Below are 20318 nucleotides of genomic sequence, written 5' to 3'. Positions count from 1 at the left end.
CGGCGCGGTTGTGGCACGCCAGACGTTTTAGCTGCCTGATCGCCTATCTTTATTTGGATTTGACGGTCACGGCCGCTCTCGTCTTACGCCGCGCCGGGCGTCAGCCCGGCGCCATGCCCAACGGGAGAGGATCATTCGTCAGAATGGTCCGATACGGGCGGGAGAACTTCCCTTCAGATAACATAAAACCCGGTTTAGCCCTAGGCGGACGTATCGGCCTCGCGGACCAGTTTGCTGACCACATGGCGCACAAAGGGTGCCACAACCAGCACAACCGTAAAGGCGACGGGCCAGGCAAATCCCCAAGACCCCAACCAGGTGGTTATTGTGTCTGCCCCCAGTCCAACCGTCTTCACACTCGCAACCAGTGTTACGATGCAGGACATAATTCCGGACAGCAGAAATCCAAACAGGATCGGCGCAAAACGGGCGGGGAACATGGAAACTCCAGGCGTTGGGCAGGCAGTGCCTTCTTATCCCTAATTCCTTTCCAAAGTGTAGGAAAGGCCAATCACATCTGGCTTAGCGCATCCAGGCCAGCGTGTCTTCGGTCCGGGCTGCGGACGGCGTGTATTCAGCGCTGACCCAACCCGCATACCCGCTGCTGTCAATCGCCGCAAAAAGCTCTGCAAAATCAACAACACCGGTGCCGGGTTCCGTCCGGCTTGGCGCTGCTGCGATCTGGATATGCGCCGCCTGCGCGCCATGTTCCGCCCAGACAGCCGCCGCATCGCCATGGATCAGCTGCGCGTGGTAGGCATCATATTGCAAACAGACATTGGGACGGGCCACCGCCTCCAGAACATCCCTGGCCAAGGCATAGTCGTCCAAGAAATAGCCCGGCTGATCCTCTGGGTTCAGAGGTTCGATTGTAAACATCTGCTGCGGTGCCTGATCGGCGGCATATTGGAGGTTGCGGATAAAACACGCCTGTGCCGCAGCACCTTTGGCGTAACCCGCCATCACATGGATCATCTTAGGGCGCAGCACATCCGCATAGCGCATCACCCGGCGGATATCGCGGCGGAACCGGTCTTCCATTTCGGGCATCGCGGCATAGCCCGGCTGACCACCGGTGTAATTGGGCGGCGGCGCATTGATCAACAACAGCTCCAGCCCGTTGGCCAATAGAGCGCGCTGAGTCTCTTTGGCTGCGACCTCATAGGGAAACAGCACTTCCACCGCCTCAAACCCCGCCTCGGCCGCGGCGGCAAACCGCTCCAGATAGGGCAGCTCGGTAAAAAGCATCGAAAGGTTAGCGGCAAAGCGTGGCATCGGCGGTCCCGGATCTCGTTTAAAACGTCGCGTTTGGATCTATGCGCAGCCTAAGCGAGCGCCAAGTCCGCGAAAACCCGCAATTTATCGCAAAAGCTCACGATGGCGGTAGAACGCCGATGCAGAGGGATCACCCTTTGGTCGCACGCAAAGCGGGCAGGCCCACGCCTGTGCTTTCAAAACCGCCATCCGCTGCGATGATCTGCCCGGTGACATAGCTTGCCTTGTCGGAACAGAGAAAACAGATCACCTCGCCGATTTCCTGTTCAGACCCATAGCGATTGAGCGGGATCGCGTCGTGATAGGCATCGATGATCTCTTGTGAATGCACCGCCATCGCCAGTTTGGTGCGCACAGGTCCGGGGCAGACACAATTGGCGCGGATACCATATTCCCCCAGTTCTGCCGCCTGCTGTTTGGTCATATGAATGACCGCCGCCTTGGAGGTGCCATAGGCCAGTCGCAAAGTGCTGGCGCGCAGGCCCGAGATCGAGGCGATGTTCACAATGGCACCCTGGCATTTCTTTAACAGCGCCAACGCCGCCTGGCTGACCAGGAACACACCGTCCAGATTGGTCTCCATAACCCGACGCCAGCGGGCAAAGTCGTGTTCCTCCAGCGGGCCAAAATCGGCAACCCCTGCATTATTGACCAAAGCATCGGCACGGCCAAACTGGGCTTCAATTGCGGCCAGTGTTGCGGTGACCTGATCCGGGATGGAGACATCACAGACAAAAGCTGTTGCGCCCGCCAGATCTGTTGCCACCAGCTCAAGCTCGGCGGCATCGCGGTCCACCATGGCCACCAACCAGCCCTGATCCAGAAATAGTTTTGTGGTGGCCAGACCAATGCCGCGCGCGGCTCCGGTCACAATTGCAAGCTTTTGGGTCACGGCTGCTCCTCCTGTTGCCTTGTACCTTTTGGGGCCTGCTCCTCCGCAGACCCCGGTGCAACCTTGTCGGTAGCTTACTGAAATAGCAATCCAGGATCCCAGACGTCAGGGCAATTCGTCGGAGGGGATGACCGGGAAAAACACGCCGCCCGACCACAGGCCAAACCAGTCCTCATGGTGCGCGCCCAAATCAACAAGGCGATAGAAGCTCTTGCGGTCAATCAACGCCTCAAGGTTGGCGCGGATCAAAATATAGGGGGACGGCTCGCCGGTTTCGGGGTCACGTTCCACCCGGATCGGATGGTCCGGCCCGGCCGTAACACTATCGTCAACATGGGTCACAAATTGCAGCGATTGCGACTCACCTGTGCCAGACGCTTCGAAATCCACCGCCACAAAGGGGGCGTCATCCACGGTAATGCCCACTTTTTCGACCGGGGTGACCAGAAAATATTTTCCCTCTTCCCGCTTGAGGATCGACGAAAAGAGTTTCACCAGTTCAAATCGCCCAATGGGCGTTCCAAGGTAAAACCAGGTCCCGTCACGGGCAATTCGCATGTCTAAATCGCCACAAAAGGGAGGATTCCACAGATGCACAGGGGGCAGGCGTTTTCCGTCAGAGGCCGCTTGTGCGGCGGCGGCGAGCCCATCTGCCGAGGGCGTCACAGCTTTTTGTCCACTCATTGCTTTTGCCATTTCTCAGAAGCGCGATAGACTGGCAGTGTATAGGCGGTGCAAAGGGAAAGCCATGTCCGAACCCGACGATTTATTGACAGAAATCGAGACTTTGGAAGCCAAGCTGCAAGAGGCGCGCGCTTCGATCACGCGGCGGTTTATCGGACAGGAGCGGGTTGTGGACCTGACGCTGGCCACTTTGCTGTGTGGGGGTCACGGTCTGTTGATCGGTCTGCCGGGGCTGGGCAAGACCCGTTTGGTGGAAACCCTGTCGACCGTCATGGGCCTGCGTGGCAACCGGATCCAGTTCACGCCGGATCTGATGCCCGCCGATATTTTGGGGTCCGAGGTTCTGGACACCACCGACGACGGCAGCCGGGCGTTTCGCTTTATTCAGGGGCCGATTTTCTGTGAACTGTTGATGGCCGATGAGATCAACCGCGCCAGCCCCCGGACGCAATCGGCGCTGTTGCAGGCGATGCAGGAGCGTGAGGTCACCGTGGCTGGTGAAACCCGGTCCTTGGGCACGCCGTTTCATGTCTTGGCCACCCAGAACCCGATCGAGCAAGAGGGCACCTATCCCCTGCCCGAAGCGCAGCTGGACCGGTTCCTGTTCCAGATCACCGTGCCCTATCCGGATCGCGACACTGAACGGGATATTCTGTTGGCCACCACCGGCGTTGAAGAGGCCGAGGCCACGACAGTTTTCACCGGAGATGAATTGCTGGCGGCCCAGACCCTGCTGCGGCGGATGCCGGTTGGAGAATCGGTGGTTGAGCTGATCCTGGATCTGGTGCGCGCCTTCCGCCCCAATGAGGCGGACGTCAGCGATCGGGTGCGCGAGACCGTGGCCTGGGGGCCGGGTCCGCGGGCGGCGCAGGCCTTGATGCTGGCGGTGCGGGCGCGGGCCATGTTGCAGGGGCGTCTGGCGCCCAATGCAGAGGATGTGATCGACATGGCCTTGCCGGTGCTCAGCCACCGGATGCAGCTGACCTTTGCGGCGCGGGCGCGCGGCGACAGTCTGACGGATCTGATTGAAACCATCGCCAATGAGGTGCAGGGCCTGCAGCGCAGCGGTGCCGCCGCGTGAGCTTGTCCCCCGCCCCCGACAGCGCCCCGGTCAGCGCATTACGCCACCACGCCGAGGATGAAGCCAGCGCTCTGCCGCCGCTTTTGGTACAGGCGGAGCATCTGGCGGGCTCGGTCCTGTTGGGGGATCACGGGCGCAGGCGTGCGGGCATGGGTGATGATTTCTGGCAATACCGCCCGCTGCAACAGGGCGACAGCCGTCGGATGATTGACCATCGGCGTTCTGCCAAAGGCGATCAGCAGTTTGTGCGCGAGCGCGAGTGGCAGATCGCCCAGACCGTGCATCTGTGGTGCGATCTGGGGGCGTCGATGCGGTTTTCGTCTTCTGACCAGTTGCCGCACAAGATCGACCGCGCGCGGGTTCTGGCGCTGGCGGCAGCGATCCTGATGATCCGTGCAGGCGAACGCGTCGGCCTGACCGGCGGGTTGTTGCCACCCCGACGTGGCAATCAACAGATCCTGCGCCTGACAGAGATGTTCAGCCGCACGGATCAGGCCGATTATGCCCCCCCCGAACACCGGGCGCTGATCCCCCATGCGCGGGCGCTGTTTATCTCTGACTTTCTCGGCCCGTTTGAAGAGCTGCAGCTGGCCTTGACCAAAGCCGCCGATCGGGGCGTGCGGGGTGTGGTTCTGCAGGTGCTGGATCCGGCTGAGGAGAGCTTTCCTTTTGTGGGGCGCACAAGGTTTCAAAGCGTGACCGGAGCGGTGGAGCATGAGACGTTGAAAGCTTCTGCCCTGAAAGATCGTTATCTGGAACGGCTGGCGGAGCGGCGTGATCTTTTGGACCGCCTGTGCCGGGACGCGGGCTGGCGGATGGGGATCCATCACACTGGCGACAATGCGCAAACCGGCTTGATGTGGATCTATCACGCCCTGCAAAGGAGCCCGGTATGAGTGTGATAGCGGGCATCGGCTTTACCGCGCCGTGGTTGTTGCTGGGGCTTTTGGTGCTGCCGGCTTTATGGCTGTTGCTGCGGGCGGTGCCGCCGGCGCCAATCAAACGGCTGTTTCCCGCGGTGACCTTGCTGGTGGGCCTGCGCGATGACGATAGCCAGACCGACCGCACCCCCTGGTGGCTGTTGCTGCTGCGGATGCTGGCGGTTGCGGCGGTGATCATCGGGTTGGCCGGGCCCGTGCTGAACCCAAATGCCCGCGCCGATGGCACCGGGCCTGTTGTGATGGTGCTGGATGCCAGCTGGGCGGGTGCAAGCCATTGGCGCGCGTTGGAACGTCAGCTGGACAGCGACCTGACCGAGGCCGGGCGCGCCGGGCGACCTGTGGCGATCCTGCGACTGACCGATCCCGCTCCTTTGGTGTTTCAAGCCGCCGATGTCTGGGCCCAACAACTGCCTGGCCTGGCACCCGAGGCCTGGCGCGCGACCGCCGACACGGTGGAACAGAGCCTGGCCCATCTGGAGGGCGTCACCGGCGGGTTTGACACCCATTGGTACAGCGATGGGCTGGCCTTGGAGCAGCAGGACGCCCTGTTGGATGCATTTGAGGCGCGCGGTCACGTGACCGTTGTTGCGCCCCCGGCACCGGTGATCGGCCTGCGCCCGCCCACATTTGTGGACGGGGCCATTTCCCTGCAGGCCGTGCGGGCAGACACAAGTGCTGCACAATCCCTGACCGTTCTGGCACAGGGCAAGGATCCGGGCGGCACCCTGCGCACGCTGGCCACCGCCACTATTGATCTGGCCGCCGATGAGGCCGAAGGCGAAACACGGCTGTCGCTGCCTGCGGAACTGCGGGGCCGTTTGCAGTGGTTTGCCCTGCAAGGGCGGCGGTCCGCTGGCGCGATTGCGCTGAGCGATGACAGTCTGCGGCGGCGCGAGGTGGCCTTGATCGGGTCGGTCAGTGGCAACGAAGGGTTGGCGCTGCTCTCTCCCTTGCATTATTTGCGTAAAGCTTTGGTGGAGACGACGGATCTGCTGGAAGGCAATCTGACCGATCTGCTGCCGGCCAATCCGGATGTGATTGTGCTGGCGGATGTTGCCCAGCTGCCTCAAAGCCAAGAAGCCGCATTGGTCGAATGGGTGGAAAACGGCGGTCTGCTGGTGCGCTTCGCCGGGCCACGGCTTGCCGCCAGCGACACGGCACGCAATGAGGAACATGTGCTGATGCCTGTGCGCCTGCGAGCGGGCGGGCGCAGCCTGGGTGGAGCCATGAGCTGGGGCGCTCCCAAGACGCTGGCGCCTTTTGCAGAAAACTCACCCTTTTTCGGGCTGGTGATCCCGGATGAGGTCACCGTCACCTCCCAAGTGGTGGCGCAGCCCGATCCCAATCTGGCGGAACGGGTGATTGCCGAATTGGGCGATGGCACGCCGTTGGTGACCCGCAAACCATTGGCACAGGGACAAGTGGTGCTGTTTCACGTGACCGCCAATGCGGAATGGAGCAGCCTGCCCCTGTCGGGTCTTTTTGTGGAAATGCTGGAGCGGCTGGCCGTGTCAAGCGCCGCTCAAAGCCCCGATGGTGCCGAGCTGGAAGGCACAACCTGGAGCCCGGTTCAGGTGTTGGATGGGTTTGGACAGATCCAGGACGGCAGCAGCCTGCCGGGCGTGGCGGGCCCCGATCTGGTGTCGGAACCGCTGGGGGCAGAGCTGCGCCCCGGCGTCTATACCAGCAATGGCCGCAGCCTGGCCCGCAATGCGGTCGGCACCGAGGATATCCTGACCGCGCCGGTCTGGCCTGGATCAGTGACCTTGCGCGGATTTGAACAGAGCCAGGAACGTATCCTTGGCGGCCTGTTCCTGGCCGCAGCCCTTGTGGCGCTGGTGATCGATGCGGTGGCAACGCTGGCGGTGTCGGGCCTGTTGCGGCTGGGCGGTGGTGCGGCGGCGGTCTGGGCCGTGGCGCTGATGCTGAGCGCGCCCGAGGGTCAGGCACAGGAGACCGACAATCCGCCGGCGCTGACCTCCGAGGTCAGCCTGGGCCATGTGTTGACCGGGGATCCGCAGTTGGACCAGCTGGCGCAGGATGGGCTGCGAGGGCTGGGCGATATCCTGTATTTCCGCACCTCGGTTGAGCCCGCAAACCCAGCCGGTGTTGATATCGAGACGGACGAGCTGGCGTTTTATCCGCTGCTTTATTGGCCGATCTCGCCGCAGCAACCGCTGCCATCGCCGGAGGCCTATGAAAAGCTGAATACCTATTTGCAATCCGGTGGCATGATCCTGTTTGACACGCGGGATGCGGATCTGGCGCGGGTCGGGGCCACCAGCGATGCAGCGCGGCATCTGCAACGGCTGGCGCGACCGCTGGATATTCCGCCGCTGGAGCCGGTGCCGCAGGACCATGTGCTGACGCGCGCCTTTTACCTGCTACAGGACTTTCCCGGCCGTCAACGTGGCGCGCCGGTCTGGGTCGAAGCGGCGCCGCCTGATGCCGAACAGGTCGAAGGGCTGCCGTTTCGCAATCTAAACGATGGGGTCAGCCCGGTGGTCATCGGCGGCAATGATTGGGCCGCGGCCTGGGCGGTGGATGAAAACGGGCGTGCGCGCCTGCCGGTTGGACGCGGCTTTGCAGGTGAACGCCAACGCGAGCTGGCCTATCGGTTTGGGGTCAATCTGGTCATGCATGTGCTGACCGGCAACTATAAATCCGATCAGGTGCATGTGCCTGCGCTGTTGGATCGCCTGGGGCAGTAGGGGTCAAGATGAGCCACAATATCCTGTTTGATCCATTGGTGCCCTGGGCTGTGATCTGGGCGCTTGGCGTGCTCAGCCTGCTGGCGGCAGGGCTGGCCGCGTGGAAAGGGTTGTCGGGCTGGCTGTTGCGCGCCTTGGCCGCCGTGATCCTGACCGTTGCCTTGGCCGGACCGATTTCGCAGACCGAAGAGCGGGCGCCATTGGATGACATCGTCTTGGTTGTGAGCGATCAAAGCGCCAGCCAGCGCTTGTCGGACCGGCCAGACCAAAACAGTCGCGCTCTGGACCATATTCGCGAGGCCGCCGCCAGCCGGGCCCATACCGAACTGCGGGAAGTGGTCTTGGCCGATGGCGCGGGCAATGCGGGCACCGAGCTGGTAACCGCCATAACCGAAGCGCTGGCCAATGAGCCCAGCGGCCGGGTTGCGGGTATCATCGCCATTTCAGACGGGCAAGTGCATGATCTGGATGTGCCGCCAGACCTGCCTGCCCCCCTGCATCTGTTGCGGACCGGTCGGGACAGCGACTGGGACCGGCGACTGGTGGTGCAACAGGCCCCAAGCTTTGCCATCATCGGCGAACCTGTCACCCTGTCGCTGCGGATCGAAGATCAGGGGGCCGCGCCTGATACCGGCGGGGTTTCCCGGCTGGAGATTTCCATCGACGGGGGAGAGGCGCAGCAGTTCACCCTGCCGGTTGGCGTTGATTTTGAACTGCCCATCGCCCTGCCCCATGGCGGGCGCAATGTGATCCAGTTTACCGTGCCCACCGCCGAGGGTGAGTTGACGGATCGCAACAACACTGCCCTGGTGCAAATCAATGGCGTGCGGGACCGGCTGCGGGTGCTTCTGGTCTCGGGCGAGCCGCACCCCGGTGGGCGCACATGGCGCAACTTGTTGAAATCTGACAGCGCCGTGGATCTGGTCCATTTCACCATCCTGCGCCCGCCTGAGAAGCAGGACGGCGTGCCGGTCGAAGAGCTGTCGCTGATTGCCTTTCCCACGCGGGAGCTGTTTCTGGAAAAGATCGAGGATTTCGATCTGATCATCTTTGACCGCTACAAGCGGCGCGGGATTTTGCCCTCGGTCTATTTGGACAATGTGGCGGAATATGTGCGCAAGGGTGGTGCGGTGCTGGTGGCGGCCGGGCCCGATTTTGCCAGTGCCGACAGTATCTACCGTTCGCCTCTGTCCCGGATTATGCCGGCCCAGCCAACCGCGCGGGTGATCGAGGAGCATTATCGCCCCACCGTGTCCGATCTGGGGGCGCGCCATCCGGTCACCGCCGATCTGACCGGCGCCGAAACCTGGGGGCGTTGGTTGCGTCAGATTGAACTCAACGCCCCCGAGGGTCATGTGTTGATGAACGGCGTCGACAACCGCCCGTTGCTGGTGCTGAACCGGGTGGAGGAAGGGCGCGTGGCGCTGTTGGCCTCGGACCATGCCTGGCTGTGGAGCCGCGGCTATGAGGGGGGCGGGCCGCAGTTGGAATTGTTGCGACGGCTGGCCCATTGGATGATGAAGGAACCCGACCTCGAAGAGGACATGCTGTGGGCTGAGGCCAATGGCCAGACCATGCGCATTCTGCGCCGCAGCCTGACCGGCTCGGTTGGGGACGTCACGGTGACCGACCCCAGCGGTGTGGTGACCCAAGTCCCGATGGAGGAGGTCTCTCCCGGACAGTTTGAGGCGCAGTTCACCGGGCCCGAAATCGGGCTGTACCGCCTGGCCGAAGGCGATGCAGAGGCGGTGATTGGTCTGGGCCCCGCCGCCCCGCGTGAGTTTGAAGAGACGATTGCAACAGGTGCCGTGCTTGCTCCGTTGATCAAGGCAGCCCAGGGCGGTGATCTGGCCATTGCCGAGGGGTTGCCGCGCCTGCGCGATGTGCGGCTGGGGCGTCCCGCAGCCGGGCGCGGCTGGATTGGTCTGACACCGCGCAACGCCTATGAGACGCTGGCGGTGCGGCAAACTCCGCTGGTGCCGTCCTGGCTGTTGCTGCTGATGAGCGTCATTTTGGTTCTGGCGGCCTGGCTGCGCGAGGGGCGGCGCGGGTAATCCCAGCCGCCTCTCCCCCGCCCTGTTGTTTTAGTGCAAGCGGATGTCGACGCGGTCGCTGTTGCCCAGCCGGTCCACCACCACCAATTGCGAAAACCCCTGTCCGGTGATCGGGATCTCAAACGCGCGGCGGTGAATGCGGCTGCGCACGGGCGTGCCATTGTGCAGCACCATAAACGGGGCCTCGCCGCCTTGGATCTTGAGGGTCAGCGCATCCGAGGCTACCAAATTCGCGCCATCAGGTGGGAACAACAGCTGCAGGGCCTCCGCCTTTTGGCGCACGGGTGCGCGGTCTTCGAACCGCTGCAGGGGGCGCGGCAAGGCATCGGTGGTCACTGTCAGCGCCGCTGCAGGGGCCGCAGGCAGCGGGGCGAATTGCGGTTTCAGGCGGCCAAAGCTTTGAAACAGCACAGGTGCCGCCAGATCGCCGCCAAAGGCGCCGGGCACTGGTGTGCCATCCGCGCGGCCCATCCAGACACCAATCACATGGTCCCCATCCCAGCCAATGGCCCAAGCATCCCGGTGGCCATAAGACGTGCCGGTTTTATAGGCCAGCTGACGCGGTTGCGCGCCGGGAGGCGGTGGCAGATCCCGCAGGATGTCACCCAGATACCAGGCCGACACCGGCGACAACATCCGTGCGCCCGCTGTTTCTGGCGCGTCTTGCAGATACCGCAGGTGCATCCCCTGCCCGCCAGCCGCAATCCCCGCATAAAGCTGCACCAGATCCGAGAGCCGCAGGCCCACTCCGCCCAGGGCAACCGCAAGCCCCGCGCGCCCTGCGGGCAATTGACCCGCAACGCCGCCGCGCCGCATCACATCCATCAGGCGGGCGGGGCCCAAGGCCTGCGTCAGCCGCACAACCGGCGTATTGAGCGACTGCTGCAACGCCGCGCGCAGGCGCAGGTCACCGCGAAACACCCCGTCAAAGTTCTGCGGCGCATAGCCGTCAAACTCTACCGGCCCGTCATGGATCAAGGTTTCGGGATGGGCCAGCCCCCGGTCAAAGGCTAGACCATAGACCAGCGGTTTCAGTGTGGACCCGGGCGAGCGATAGGCCTGCGTCATATCCACAAACCCCGCGCGATCTGCGCGATAGGCGGGCGCGCCGACCGAGGCCAGCACTGCGCCGCTGTGATGATCGGCAACCAGAATGGCCACCGACATCTGTGGATCCTGATCTCGCACCGCAGCGGCTGCGAGACGTTCCAGTGACTGCTGCAAGTCCCTGTCCACCGTCAGATCAAGGTGCCGGGCCGTGGGGTTATGGCGGGTCACCCGATCCGCCAGATGGGCTGCGATCTGGGGAAAGGGATGCTGGCGGGTGGGAATTTTTGCCTGGTGAACCTCTGCCTGTTCCTCAGCCGAGATCAGCCCCGCGTGGCGCAAGCGCGTGGCCACCCGGTTGCGCGCCGCTTCTGCCCGGTCAGGGGCGCGATCCGGACGGCGTGTTTCGGGCGACTGGGGCAAGGCGACTAGCAGGGCGGATTGGGCCGGGGTCAGACGCCGTGGCTCTTTGCCGAACCAGGCGCGAGTGGCGGCGCGCACCCCTTCAAGATTGCCGCCATAGGGGGCATGGGTCAGGTACAGCGTCAGGATCTCATCCTTGGTCAGATGGCGTTCCAGCGCCAAGGCCAGTCGGATCTGGCGCAGCTTGCCGGGCCAGCGCCCGGTTGTGCCATCCTCCAACAGCCGTGCCACCTGCATTGTCAGGGTCGAGCCACCAGACACCGCACGTCGGTTCCAGACTGCCTGCGCTGCGGCCCGCATCAATGCACGCGGATCAATACCGGAGTGTTCGTAAAACCGCTTGTCCTCGTAGCGGATCAACATCTGAAGAAAGCGTGGATCCACCTGGTCCGGCGTAACCCGCAGCCGCCAGATCCCATCTGCCACGGGATAGGCGCGCAGCAACGCCCCCCGGCGGTCGCGCACCTCAACCGAGGTCTCGGCCAGCAGGGGCGGCAGATCGGTCTGCTCCACCCAGCGGTCCAGCAGCAACACGCCGACCCACAGGAAGATCCCAACCCCCAGCGCCAGAATGGGGCGGCGGTGGATCATCGAATGGAGACCTGACCGGCGGCGGTATTGGCGCGATAGATCGGGCGATACATATCCTCGACCGTGGCTGCAGGCAGGTGGAACACGCCCGGAGAAACCGCGCGCGCCACATAGGCCAGCGTGATGGCACCGCCACCGTTGCTGTCCACGGCGGCCAGAAAGCGATCACTGCGGAATTCAGCCTGTTCCACGTCCGAGATATTCAGCCAGTCAAAATCGCGCAGGTCTCCGCTGCGCAACAGGTTGGGATTGTCGATTTCGACCCCGGCAGGCAGCGGATCATTGATCATCAACCGCGCGCCCTGGCTATTGGCGGGCACCACCCGCACCACGGTCACAAACCGTGTCCCGACTTCCAGTTCCGAAAGCAGCAAGGGCGTGCCATCCATCCCATAGTGGTTGCGTTCGATCCGGTAGCCATATCCGCGTGCCTCGGGCGGGGTCAGGGGCACGCCAAAGGTGGTCAGGGTGAGATCGACCAGCTGACCTTCGGCAGCGGTCACGATCTGTTCCGCGCCCCCTGCTTCGCGCAGTTCGACAAAGGGGCCAGTGACCGCCACGCCATTGATCCGCAGACCGGATTGTTCGGGACGTTCCAACAGTGCCTGTGCGGCCAGCAGCTGCCAGACGGCCTCTTGCGTGGAATGATCGCCGCCCTGCGCCACCCGGCGGCTCAACGCGTCATGGTCCACCGCGTTGGATCCGACCTCAGCCGCCAGCGTCAAAACAGCAGCAGTGTCGCGGCGATACGTGCCGAAATCCGCGCGCCACATGGGGGTTTCATTGTTTTGTGTCGCCAGCATTTGCCCGGCTTGCGCAAAAAGCGCATCCGCCCGCGTCTGATCGCCATAGGTGGCCAGAGCAGCGCCCAGCTGTGCCACGGCCATCGGCGTGGCAAAGGCCTCTGCTTTGACATCGGCATAATAGCGCAGATCGCCCAGAGCCGCCGCGCCTTCGCGGGCCAGTACCAGCAGCGCATAGGCGATGGCTTCGCCGCCCTGATCAAAGTCCGGCGCATAGTTCACGCGGTTTTGCAGATTGTCCAAAGCCTGGTCAAAGGCTCGTTGGGGCACGGCATGTCCCTGATCACGGGCGCGGGCCAGGAAATCAGTCACATAGGCATCCAGCCATTGTTCCGTCCCAGAGGCCCGCCACAGTCCAAATCCGCCGCTGCGGGTTTGTCGCGACAAGATGGTATCAATCGCCTCGGCAACGCGCAGGTCCAGGTCCGGTTGGCTGCCCAGACCAGATTGCTCGGCCACAGACGAGAGATACAACAGCGGCAAAGCGCGCGATGTGACCTGCTCTGTGCAACCATAAGGGTAGCGATCCAGTTGGGTCAAAAGCCCCGGCACGTCAAACCGTGCCACAGGTCCGGCGGACAAGAGCGCGCGGCCCGAACCGGGTTTGAGATTTGCAAAGACATCATCGGAAAACCGGAACGGGCTGCCCGCCGCCAATTGGATACGCTGGGTTGTGGCAACTTCTGGATCATTGGCAACCACTGCCAGCGCCAGATCCTGTTCCAAAGTGCGGCCATCCGCAGTGGTCAGGGTGACGGTAATCTGATTGTCCCCGGTCTGCGTGCCAGCCGCCACCGGGATCTGCAGCGACAGTTTGCGGCCCTGCTCCAGATCCAGCGTCTGAGGAACCGGACCAATGCTGAGGCCCTCACCGCCTGTTGTGACAGAAAGCGCCACCGGACCTTCGCCGTCTTCAACCTGGGTTATGTCCAGAAGCACGCGGCTTTGATCGCCAGGTGCCAGGAACTGCGGCAGGCTGGCGGCCACAACAATGGGGTCGCGCACCGGGATCTCAGCCTCGGCCTGCCCCAAGGCAGATGCGCTCCAGGCCATAGCCATCACGCGGATTTCACCGTTAAAGGCCGGGATATCAAACGGGAAACGCACCGTACCATCGGGGCCAACCTGCAACACGCCGGAACTGCGCGCCATCAGCTCTTGGGTTGGGGGCGGCGACTTCATGTTCATCCCGTTGCCCGCATCCCCGCCCGAGCGGATCCGCCCCAAAGCTCCATTGCCCGGATCAATCAGCCGCCCATAGAGATCGCGGAGTTCGACTCCCAAACGGCGCTGGCCATAGTAATGCGCGCTGGGATCGGGTGTTTCAAACCCGGTGAGGTTCAGGATCCCCTGATCCACCGCCGCCACCGAGACAAAGACCTCCTCGCCGGGTTCTGCGCCCGCGACCTGCAACCGGATCTCGCGCGGGCCACCTGGGCGCAGCAGATCCGGCGCATCGATGGTCACCGCAAGCGTCTGACCGGGCTGGACAACGCTGGCATGGGCAATGCCCAAGGCCCGTGTTGGCGCATGTTCTGGTTTGTCCTGCAAGGGCTGCAACACCTGCGCCATGACATAAGCGCCGCTGCCCCAGGCGTCTGACACCGTGAGGGGGACCAAGGTTTCGCCGGGCTGAACATCAACCGCGTGACGTTCGATCAGACGATTGGACAGGACTGAAACCAAAGCGGTGCCGCCGGTGGCAGACACAATGCGCAGCTGAGCCGTGTCACCGGGGGCATAGTCCGGACGGTCCAGCGACATGTCCAACCGATCCGGCGTCGCACCGTTGTCGTCGTCGACATACCAGCCGGCATAAAACCGGTAAGAGGCCGACAGATATGCGCCGCCATCCCGCTCGATCTCCAGTTCATATTCACCCCAATCAACAGGCAGATCCAAGGTCAGGGGCTTATCTGCCAGCAGGCTCTGGCCTGAGGCCACGCGGTGGCGACGCTCGGTCGCTTCCCAGTTCCAGTTGCCATAAAGCTGATACCACTGATACCGGGTCTCGATCCGGTTCAGACGCCAGCGCACCGGCATGGGCGTGGGGCGCTGGTCGCCGGTCACCGCTATCACGTCAAACCGGGCTTCGGTGCCCTGTGCAACTACATCGTCAAAACCGCGTTTGATGCCAATCATCGGCGTGTCGCTGCGCACGGGCACGGTCAGGCTGCGCTCCACCGGGCGGGCAGCGCCATCGCTGACACGGGTCAGTATCTCAGCCGAAATTGGTCGGCCGGTGGAGCGCAGCTCTGGCAGGGTGACAGGCAGGCGCGTTTGCCCGGCGGCATCCGTATTGGGTGCGCTGAGGGTGATGCGGCGCGTTTCATCCGGTTGGTCGTGGCGGCCAAAGTGATAGCCAGGCCAATCCGGCAATTGCGCACTGCTGCGCAGGATCATATCGCTTTGGACCGTCAGATCCGCCCCCGGTGCGCCAAAGAGGTAACGGGCATCCACCGACAAAGCGGTGGGTTGGCCAAAGGTCAGCGTCTCAGCCGCGAGGGTCTGCGTGAAATCGATGCGCTCTGGTTGGAAATCCTCGACCAGCACGGATTTCGAGGCCAGCGGCGGTGCGTTTGGGTCCACATGAACCGTCAATCGCCACGTGCCGCGCGGGGCCGAGGCTGCGATGGGCAGGGTAAAATGATGGCCGCCCAATTGGCCCGCGTCCGAGATATGGCGGCTGTATTCCACCCCATCCGGTCGTGTCAGGACGGCGGTGACAGGCACGCCCTCTAACGCTTGAGCCTTGTCATTGCGCAACAACACGGTGGTCTGGATGCTTTCACCAGCGCGATAGGCCCCACGGTCCGTGGCCAAAAACGCATCAATGGGACCAGCGGGCGCGCGCCCTTCAACGCCACGATCTGACAGGTCAAACGCCGCGTCCTGCAGCGACAAAAAGGCAAAATCATCCGCACCCTGACGTGCCAGCACCAAGGCCGGGGCCCCGCCGCCCTGCCCACGGGTCAGACCCGGTTCAAATCGTGCATAGCCAGTGGCATCCGTTGACGCGCGGCCCAGAACACCGTTGGCCGCCGAGATCAACGTCACATCGATCCCATCGCGCGGGCGGGCATCGCCGAGGCCCAGAACCTGCACATGTAAGCCATCGCTGCCGGATACTGTAGATAGCCCCAAATCCGTCAGCACAAACCATTGCGTGGCCGCCGGATTGTCATAGGGATCGGCCCCTGGGATCGCAGCCGACAGCGCGTAAATCCCCACCGGCTGGTCCTGAAGCGCAGTGTCTAGCGGCAATCGGTTGGTGACGTCCTTGTTCAGGCTCTGATCAACCTCAGCCGTGCCGCGCCAGACCTCTTGGGCGATGTCACCGTCAAAGCTTTGTTCCTGCCAATAGGACAGGGGCCGGGCAAAGAAGTCCTCCTGCATCGCGCGCAGCAGGTTGCGGTCGCTGACCCGGCGCAGGCGCAAATCCACAGCATCGAGGTTCACGGTTTCAATGGGCAGGGCTGCATCGCCCGTGCGCGCCAAAACATAGGCCCGACCGGGAAAGCGCACAGACGGCGCGCGGTCGCGGACATAATGGGTCAGCGTCACATCCTTGTGCAGCAGCTCCCCGCTGGCGGCCGGCAATCCGCGACGCAGAGTAAAGGCGTATCGCACGCCAAATTCCACGCCGTCGATACACAGCTGCTGGCCCCGGCTGCGCACCACCAGATCCGGGCTGGGCAGGCGGACAAAGGCCTCGTAATCCTGCGCTTCGCCATGGAGTTTTTCGCTGAAGGTCACGCAGATTTCGGGCTGGGCGGTATCGGTCTGCACATCGCTTCCGGTGACACGGAACCCATATTTTCCAATCGCAGTGTCCAAAAGATCCGCCGCTGCCTGACGCGGTTCCAGATCCTGTGCCAACCGCAGGGTCGGGATCATGTCGCGGCCGCGATTCAACGCTTCCAAGGCCAAGGCCACCTGCATCAGCGCACTGGCCTGCCCACCTGTCTCAGGCGCCCGCAGGAAACCGTTCACCGCAGCCGATAGGGTCCGCGCTTGACGGGCCTGCAAAACGTCGCCGGAGCCGGACGTATCCTTGCGCAAGTAACGGGCGTATTCGCTCCACAGATCCGCGCGATCACTGGCCAGCACGGCCTGCGCCATGATCTGAGCGGCCTGATTAGGTTGATCCGCGCGCCACAACCGGCGCGCCTGCTGGACCAGCACCTCAACCGGTTGGTCTGGCCAGGCCACATCCAGCCCCAGATCCCGCGCAAGAGCTCCGGCGCGTGTCAGATCCTGCTCTGACAGAAACGACAAGACCTGCGCCCGCGCCTGCCCCTGCGCCCGCAGCGCATCGGATATCGGGCGTTTCAATGCAGAAAACGCACCATCGTAAACAGAAGGCGTTTCCATTTCCGCTTTTGGAAAGCACGCATTGGAATTGCGATTAAAAACAAACCCAGTGCAATTTGCATCGCCTTCGCACAAACGAATGCAGGATTTTAAATCCGAATCAAAAAGCGGCTGAAGATCCGCGCCATAAAAATCTGTATTCTCAAATCCCTGAAACCGAAATGCTGGAACCACCTCTTGGGCTGCTGCAAATGGCGCAGACAAAGGCAAATTCAGGGCCAGAAAACCGGCAACAATCCAACGCCGCATAAATCTCTCCTGTGTTGGCCAAAGGCTCGCACGTGCTTAACGCCATAGCAAGTATTTCCACCTTAACACTAGTTCAGTTTAGGTCACATTTTGGCTTTGGTACCAGGTGGGTGGTCTTCCCCACGGTCGCATTTTGTTGGAGTAGAGCAGGGATGAGCCTTGCAAACCGGTTAGCGGAAGAACGGCGCGCGCGTTTGGCGGCCGAGCGTTTGCTTGAACTCAAGCAGGCGGAGTTGACGGCCGCGAACCGAAAATTGGGCCGCCACGCGCTGGCCCTGACCAAACAAATTGGCGCCACACAGGCCGAAGTCAAAACCGTCCGTGTGGAAAACGAGAAGGTTAAAAACGACCTCAGCCAAGCCCATGAGAAGGTTGTTCAGGCGGAACAACGGCTGTGGCATTCCATTCAGGCGTTCCAGGATGGCTTTGCGTTTTTTGACAATGACAGCAATCTGATTGGCGCCAATGCGGCCTATCTCAATATCTTTGACGGTCTTGAAGAGGTTGTGCCCGGCATTTCCTATATCCGCATTCTGCAGCTGTTGACCGACGAAGGGTTGATCAACACCGGCGACATGCCGATGGATGCCTGGCGTAAGATGATGACAGAACGCTGGATGTCGGCGTCCCCCGAACCGGTTGTGGTGCGGCTGTGGGACGATCGGTATCTGAAACTGTTGGACCAGCGGGGCCATGGCGGCGATATGGTCAGCCTGGCGCTGGATATCACCACCACCGTCCAATACGAAGAAGAGCTGCGCACCGCTCGGGAACGCGCCGAGGCGGCAAACCGCGCCAAATCCGCCTTCCTGGCCAATATGAGCCATGAGATCCGAACGCCCATGAACGGTGTTGTGGGCATGGCTGAGCTGCTGAACGACACCAGCCTGACTTCGGAACAGGCTCTTTATGCCAATACGATCAAGAACTCGGGCGAAGCGCTGTTGGTGATCATCAATGACGTGCTTGATTATTCCAAGATCGAGGCGGAGAAGCTGATCCTGCATCCGGAACCGTTCAATCTGGAACAGAGCATCCACGAGGTGGTGATGCTGCTGCAGCCATCAGCGCGGGACAAAGGTCTGTCGATGATGGTGGATTACGATCTGTTCCTGCCGTCGACCTTTGTGGGCGATCCGGGCCGGTTCCGGCAGATCCTGACCAATCTTGTGGGCAATGCGGTGAAGTTCACCAAATCCGGTCATGTCGCGCTGCGCGCCACCGGGGTTCCCACCCACAAGGAAAACAGCTGCGCCATTCACATCACCGTCGAAGACACCGGCATCGGCATCCCCGAAGAAAAGCTGGGCCATATCTTCGGCGAATTCAATCAGGTCGAGGATGAGCGCAACCGCAAGTTCGAAGGCACCGGCCTGGGTCTTGCGATCACCAAACGTCTGATTGAAATGATGGGCGGTGAGATCTGGGTCGAAAGTGACGAGGGCAAGGGATCCTGTTTCGGCTTCCGTCTGGTGCTGCCAGTGGGCGACCCCAAAACAGTGGACGTGCCCAAGCTGCCTGATACGCTGAAACGGGTTCTGCTGATTGACGACCAGGACGCCAGCCGCGAGATCGTGGAAAAACAGCTGCTGCAGCTGGGGCTGACCATTGAACGCGCAACAAACCGGGAAGAGGTGCTGCAAAAGCTGCAGCCGCCGGCCGATCTGGTGATCTGCGACTGTGACATGGCTGGCACCGATGGTGTGGCCCTGGCCCAGGAATTGCGCACGGCCCTGGGTCCACAGGTGCCCATCCTGGCGCTCAGCGCCTCACCCGGTGTGGTGAGCAATGAAACCGTGCAGCAGGTGACAAATGCAGTCGTCGCCAAGCCGGTGCCCCGTCTGGAATTGTTCAAGAAGCTCAATGAAATCGCCAATGGTGCCCCTCCCGTGGCACAGGCAGCCCCGGCGGCACAGGCGGCCCCAGCGGCGCAGGCACCGGCTGAAAAAACCGTCTCGGTCGAGGTTCAGGCTGGCGATGATTTGGCCCATGTGGCTGTCTCAGGCGCGCCAAAGATGCGCGTTCTGGCGGCCGAAGACAACAAGACCAACCAATTGGTCTTCCGCAAGATGGTCAAAGAGCTGAACATAGATCTGAAGTTTGCCAACAATGGGGTGGAGGCGGTCGAAGGTTATCAGGACTTCAAACCGGATCTGATTTTCATGGATATCTCCATGCCCATCATGGACGGCAAACAGGCCACAAGCGAAATCCGGCGGATCGAATCCACCACCGGAAAACACGTGCCAATTGTCGCGCTTACGGCGCATGCGATGACCGGCGACAGCGATGGCATTCTGGCAGCGGGTCTCGATTTTTATCTGACCAAACCGCTGCGCAAAAACCTCATCCATGAACGGATTGACGCCCATCTGCCAACGGGCGCACAGCCGCTGCGGGGTTAACGCGCGCCGCTGCGCAGAAACACCGGTTTTTCCGGGGTCGAAAGGCTCGGCTGATACGCATATCCGCCAAGGTCAAAATCCAGCAGGCTTTTGGCCTCTGTCAGCCGGTTTTGGATCACAAAGCGCGCCATCGCCCCGCGGGCCCGTTTGGCGTAAAAGCTCACGATCTTGGGCGTGCCCTCCTTATCTTCCATAAAGACGGGCGTGACCACCGGGATCTCCAGCGCGTCCAGATCCACAGCACCGAAATACTCTTGGCTTGCACAGTTCACCAACATGCGTGCCCCGGCCTCAGCCGCCTGTACATTCAGCGCATCCGAAATCTGGCGCCCCCAATAGTCATATAAATTCTTGCCGCGCGGGTTTTTCAGCCGCGATCCCATCTCCAACCGATAAGGCTGCATGCCGTCCAGGGGGCGCAACAGCCCGTAAAGGCCTGACAGAATACGGAAATGGCGCTGCGCCCAGTCCAGTTCGTCGGCCTCCAGCGAGGCAGCTTCCAGACCCTGATAGGTATCGCCCGCAAAGGCAAAGACCGCGTGGCGCAGCTCGGTCTCATCCGGCGCCGGCGCAAAGCTGCGGAACCGGTCGTGGTTCAACTGGGCCAGGGCTTCACTGATATGCATCAGCTTCTGCAAATCCGCCACACTCAGGCCACGGGCCACTTCGGCCAATGCAATGGCGTCATCCTGAAACGCAGGCGTCGTCATCTCACCTGCATGTTCCGCCCAATCCAGCTTCTTGGCCGGAGATACAACCACCAACATCGCGTCTTGTTCCCTTTGATC

12 protein-coding genes are annotated in these 20318 nt (G+C 62.2%); 5 read left to right on the top strand and 7 right to left on the bottom strand.

The features are described 5' to 3' along the window. Positions 1–200: 200 nt before the first annotated feature. From GFB49_RS08885 to GFB49_RS08870, 4 genes are all read right to left on the bottom strand, one after another. Positions 201–440: a DUF2798 domain-containing protein gene (locus GFB49_RS08885; RefSeq protein ID WP_153215501.1), complete on the bottom strand. Its 240-nt coding sequence runs from the start codon at positions 438–440 to the stop codon at positions 201–203. Between the two features lie 82 nt (positions 441–522). Next, entirely contained in the window at positions 523–1275 is a 753-nt protein-coding gene (locus GFB49_RS08880) for a hydroxypyruvate isomerase family protein (protein ID WP_153215500.1), read from the bottom strand. Positions 1276–1405: 130 nt separating this feature from the next. Continuing rightward, entirely contained in the window at positions 1406–2167 is a 762-nt protein-coding gene (locus tag GFB49_RS08875; protein WP_343032523.1) for an SDR family NAD(P)-dependent oxidoreductase, read from the bottom strand. Positions 2168–2272: 105 nt separating this feature from the next. Beyond that, positions 2273–2851, bottom strand: a complete 579-nt coding sequence (locus tag GFB49_RS08870; protein ID WP_153215498.1) for a DUF1285 domain-containing protein — start codon at positions 2849–2851, stop codon at positions 2273–2275. A gap of 64 nt (positions 2852–2915) precedes the next feature. Between GFB49_RS08870 and GFB49_RS08865 the strand changes: the two genes are divergently transcribed. The 4 genes from GFB49_RS08865 to GFB49_RS08850 are packed head-to-tail and all read left to right on the top strand — an operon-like array spanning position 2916 to position 9638. Then, positions 2916–3932, top strand: a complete 1017-nt coding sequence (locus GFB49_RS08865; RefSeq protein ID WP_153215497.1) for an AAA family ATPase — start codon at positions 2916–2918, stop codon at positions 3930–3932. Beyond that, positions 3929–4828, top strand: a complete 900-nt coding sequence (locus GFB49_RS08860; protein ID WP_425505198.1) for a DUF58 domain-containing protein — start codon at positions 3929–3931, stop codon at positions 4826–4828. The genes GFB49_RS08865 and GFB49_RS08860 overlap by 4 nt, the downstream gene beginning before the upstream one ends. Next, positions 4825–7584 (top strand): DUF4159 domain-containing protein, encoded by a 2760-nt coding sequence (locus tag GFB49_RS08855; RefSeq protein ID WP_153215496.1) that lies wholly within the window; start codon positions 4825–4827, stop codon positions 7582–7584. Before GFB49_RS08860 ends, GFB49_RS08855 begins: the two co-directional genes overlap by 4 nt. Positions 7585–7592: 8 nt before the next feature. After that, entirely contained in the window at positions 7593–9638 is a 2046-nt protein-coding gene (locus GFB49_RS08850) for a hypothetical protein (RefSeq protein ID WP_153215495.1), read from the top strand. A gap of 30 nt (positions 9639–9668) precedes the next feature. On the opposite strand, the gene pbpC is transcribed toward GFB49_RS08850, so the two are convergent. Together pbpC and GFB49_RS08840 are read right to left on the bottom strand one after the other, a co-directional pair. After that, positions 9669–11699 (bottom strand): penicillin-binding protein 1C, encoded by a 2031-nt coding sequence (gene pbpC, locus GFB49_RS08845; protein WP_153215494.1) that lies wholly within the window; start codon positions 11697–11699, stop codon positions 9669–9671. After that, complete coding sequence (locus GFB49_RS08840) at positions 11696–17125, bottom strand: alpha-2-macroglobulin family protein (protein WP_153215493.1); 5430 nt, start codon at positions 17123–17125, stop codon at positions 11696–11698. Before GFB49_RS08840 ends, pbpC begins: the two co-directional genes overlap by 4 nt. Positions 17126–17277: 152 nt before the next feature. On the opposite strand from GFB49_RS08840, the gene GFB49_RS08835 reads away from it, so the two are divergent. After that, the gene (locus tag GFB49_RS08835; RefSeq protein WP_153215492.1) at positions 17278–19530 is read left to right on the top strand and encodes a response regulator; all 2253 of its coding nucleotides are present in this window, start codon (positions 17278–17280) and stop codon (positions 19528–19530) included. Here GFB49_RS08835 and yaaA read toward each other — a convergent pair. Next, positions 19527–20297 (bottom strand): peroxide stress protein YaaA, encoded by a 771-nt coding sequence (yaaA, locus tag GFB49_RS08830; protein ID WP_153215491.1) that lies wholly within the window; start codon positions 20295–20297, stop codon positions 19527–19529. The genes GFB49_RS08835 and yaaA overlap by 4 nt on opposite strands. Positions 20298–20318: the final 21 nt, after the last annotated feature.

The organism is Tritonibacter litoralis (assembly GCF_009496005.1).
Lineage (GTDB): Bacteria > Pseudomonadota > Alphaproteobacteria > Rhodobacterales > Rhodobacteraceae > Epibacterium > Epibacterium litoralis.
This window is presented reverse-complemented; position numbering and strand designations above follow the sequence as displayed.